The organism is Carboxydocella sp. JDF658, from assembly GCF_002049395.1.
GTDB lineage: Bacteria > Bacillota.
This window is the reverse complement of record NZ_BDLR01000103.1, coordinates 1-3,251: the sequence shown is the minus strand read 5'-3', so window position 1 is coordinate 3,251 and position 3,251 is coordinate 1. Positions and strand designations below refer to the sequence as shown.

Here is a 3,251-nt window from a genome sequence, read left to right as displayed (position 1 = left end):
TGTGATGTATATAGGTTCTGCTTTTTCATGGGCAAGCTGGGAAATGGTATTATATTTATTACGAAGCATTGTAGATGATCTTATAATCATTTAATTGGCCCCCTAGTAGAATATTCTACTTTTATGATACGATAATTCTAATAGAATATAAACAGGCTTCTCCTCTCGATCCGGCAGCTGGCCAAAGATTTGCACATTAGTGTAATCACCACAAAACGGGCTTATGGGAATTTTTCTCTATCTCTTCAAAACGGCAGTAATTCCTCTTACTGCTAGCGGAAAGTGGCAAGGTATTGCAGATATTCTGTTAGTAGGTTTTTATTTATCTGGAGCAATAACTCTGTTCGGGATTAGTTTATTAAAAATTACAACTTTTGACAACTAAATTATTTTTGGAGTGACCACTGTGCACTTTTTTGAAGTCAACCTCAATCACCAGCAACAACAAGCTGCCACTCATGGCAGGGGCCCGGCCCTGGTTCTGGCCGGGCCCGGTTCCGGCAAAACCACTGTCATCACCGTTAGAATTGCTTTCCTCATCCGGGAACTGGGCGTATCTCCGGCCAATATCCTGACCCTCACCTTCAACCGGGCCGCCAAACTGGAAATGGAACAGCGTTTTCGCCGCTTTTCTGGCAGTGAAATAGGCTACCAGGTCCAGTTTTCCACTCTGCACAGTTTTGGCAACCAGGTGGTCAGGGACTACGAAAACCTGAAAGGGAAACGGCTCAAACGCATCGAAGGGGATGAACAGGCAGTTGAAAACAAGCGCAATATCCTGCGCAAGCTCTACCGGGAACTGAATGGCACTAACCCCGGCGATGAAGAGCTGGAAAACCTGATCAACGAAATCGGGCTGGTGAAGAACAAAATGCTCACCAGCCTGAGCGGTATTAATTTTAGTACCCCCAATTTTGAGGGCCTTTACCGTACTTATGAAGAATACAAAAAGTCCAATTTCTATATGGACTTTGATGATATGCTTACCTATGCCTATGCGATTCTAAAACGTTATCCTGACATTCTCAACTTTTACCGCAACCAGTACCCCTATATCCAGGTGGATGAGGGCCAGGACCTCTCGAAAATTCAGTTCGAAATCCTGAAATTGCTCATTCAACCCGGAAACAACCTCTTCATCGTTGCTGATGATGATCAGTCCATTTATGGCTTCCGGGGAGCAGAACCCGGATATATCCTGGAGATGGAACGGCAACTGCCGGGTTGCCGAATTTATAAGCTGGAACAAAACTGACCCGGGCCCGTGAATATCTCTACCTGATTACCCCGCTAAGAAAAAATGGGGCTGTAGTCCCGCCTTCGCTGTTCGTGGAGGAAGTGCTGGCCTGTATCGGTAGGGAATTCGCCAGTCATAACATGCATGGGGCGGTGGTTTATCATAATAAATTTGGCAAAGGCATAGTGGTCGAGGTAGAAGAAAATAATAATGGGCGCACCGTTATTATAGTAGAGTTCAGCGGAGTCAGGCGTAAACTGGATTTGGGAATCTGTCTGGAGAATGGAGTGTTGCATTTTGGGGAGGTAAGCAGCAGCTTCAGAAAACTATACTATAATTGATTGTATGAAAACCAGGGCCAAGGCGGTTCTGGCGGTAATCTGGACTTTTTCTATGTTTAGGAAATTATTGGAAACAATGGAAACGTGTCGATTAAATGGGTTGCATAATTTTAGCAAAAAATAGAGGACATAAATTCTATTGGCTAACACGTGCACAAAAAGTTTAATTCAGGTTAAAATAAGCAGGAAAAGCCCGCTTTTTGCAGAATATGACCCGAGGGACTAATGTCAGTAAATTTCTGGGGGGATTTTTATGGATAAAGGTAAAGTGAAGGAAAAATTACATAATTACACAAGAGCAGTAGAAAGGTTGCGGGAATCGCTGGCCAGAGATGAAAACGATGATATTGTTCTGGATGGCGTAATTCAGAGGTTTGAATTTACTTATGAGTTGTCCTGGAAATTATTGAAAGCATATTTGGCCTATACTGGTATAGCTGAGGTCAGAACACCCAGGGAGGCCTTTAAGGAGGCTTTTGCAGCAGGTTTGATAGTAGACGGCGATATCTGGTTGGAGATGATTGATGACAGAAATCTGACATCCCATACCTATGATGAAACTGAAGCCAGACGTATTTTTGAAAGAATAAGAAACAAGTACTTCAGAGAATTGTCCAAACTTAAAGAAATTATCAGCAAGGAGATGGAACAATGAAATTCGGCCTGGAACAGAGGATTATTGAAAAAATTGTTTCAGTAATAGATATGTGCAAGGTAGTACAAAAAGCTGTTATTTTTGGGTCCAGGGCGAGAGGTGATTTCCGGTATAACTCCGATATAGATATTGCAATATATATGGACGGTAAACCCTATCCGGGATTTTTTGCTGATCTTGATAATGCTGCTGAAATATATAAAATTAATGTGATTGATATGGCCAGCGTTACCAATGAAAAACTGAGGCAAAATATTGAAAGGGAAGGGATTGAAATATACAGAAGAAATAATTAATAAGGAGTCCTAGCTAAAGTTTTAGACGCCCTGGTAAGGGGTGTCTTTTTTATTACCTTTTTTAGCCAGATGGCTAAACTGCGCAAAATGGGGCAAACTAGGTATGTGAAAAATTTTGGCGAAATGGTGAGTGCTGCATGAATGGAGAAAGAAACTTGCTTAGCCCCAGAGAGATAGAGCAACATGCGCTGGAATTAGCCCAACAGCATGTAATCGGCAAAAAAGCTCGTTTCCCGCGGGCCCTGTTGGCCGGGGTGAAACGGCATTACCAGACCATACTTGAGGTTTATCAGACTCTGGATAGAGAGCTGGACCGGGAGCAGCCCCTGCCACCAACGGCGGAGTGGTTGCTGGATAATTTCTACTTACTGGAGGAACAGGTCAAGGATATCCAGCACACCCTGACCCGCAAACCTCACTTGCGCTTACCTTTGCTGGAGAATAAGGAGATGGCAGGATTACCCCGGGTATATGGGCTGGCCAGGGAGCTGGTGGAACATACTGATGGCAATCTGGATGAAGGCAAAATCCTCAGCTTTATCGGGGCCTATCAGCAGCGGCAGGTTCTGGCCATGACGGAATTGTGGGCTCTGGCGGTGATGCTGCGCATTGCGCTCCTGGAACGGATTAGCCAGCTTTGCCAGGAACTGAAGGTCTGTCACCGACAGCGGCAACGGGCCTGGCAGGTAGCAACCCAGTTGCAGGCGGGGGGAATGCGTCGG

General features: G+C 44.6%; 6 protein-coding genes. All 6 read left to right on the top strand.

Features of this window, described 5'->3' with window-relative positions:
• Window positions 1-223: 223 nt before the first annotated feature.
• On the top strand, window positions 224-385 hold the full coding sequence (locus JDF658_RS14995; RefSeq protein ID WP_307189644.1) for a DUF6803 family protein: 162 nt from the start codon (window positions 224-226) through the stop codon (window positions 383-385).
• A gap of 21 nt (window positions 386-406) precedes the next feature.
• Window positions 407-1,255: an ATP-dependent helicase gene (locus tag JDF658_RS12320; protein ID WP_079907859.1), complete on the top strand. Its 849-nt coding sequence runs from the start codon at window positions 407-409 to the stop codon at window positions 1,253-1,255.
• An 83-nt stretch (window positions 1,256-1,338) separates the two neighbouring features.
• Entirely contained in the window at window positions 1,339-1,578 is a 240-nt protein-coding gene (locus JDF658_RS12315; RefSeq protein WP_079907857.1) for a hypothetical protein, read from the top strand.
• A gap of 253 nt (window positions 1,579-1,831) precedes the next feature.
• Window positions 1,832-2,233, top strand: a complete 402-nt coding sequence (locus JDF658_RS12310; RefSeq protein ID WP_078666475.1) for a nucleotidyltransferase substrate binding protein — start codon at window positions 1,832-1,834, stop codon at window positions 2,231-2,233.
• Window positions 2,230-2,529 carry a nucleotidyltransferase family protein gene (locus tag JDF658_RS12305; RefSeq protein ID WP_079907856.1) on the top strand — a complete coding sequence of 100 codons (300 nt, stop codon included), beginning with the start codon at window positions 2,230-2,232 and terminating at the stop codon, window positions 2,527-2,529. Before JDF658_RS12310 ends, JDF658_RS12305 begins: the two co-directional genes overlap by 4 nt.
• Before the next feature lie 137 nt (window positions 2,530-2,666).
• Window positions 2,667-3,251 (top strand): hypothetical protein (locus JDF658_RS12300; RefSeq protein WP_143312003.1); only part of this gene is annotated, 585 nt, incomplete at its 3' end.

Excerpts from the sequence above, each read along its gene's own strand:
- JDF658_RS14995 (WP_307189644.1), top strand. The coding sequence starts at position 224 with ATGGGAATTTTTCTCTATCTCTTCAAAACGGCAGTAATTCCTCTTACT.
- JDF658_RS12310 (WP_078666475.1), top strand. The coding sequence starts at position 1,832 with ATGGATAAAGGTAAAGTGAAGGAAAAATTACATAATTACACAAGAGCA.
- JDF658_RS12305 (WP_079907856.1), top strand. The coding sequence starts at position 2,230 with ATGAAATTCGGCCTGGAACAGAGGATTATTGAAAAAATTGTTTCAGTA.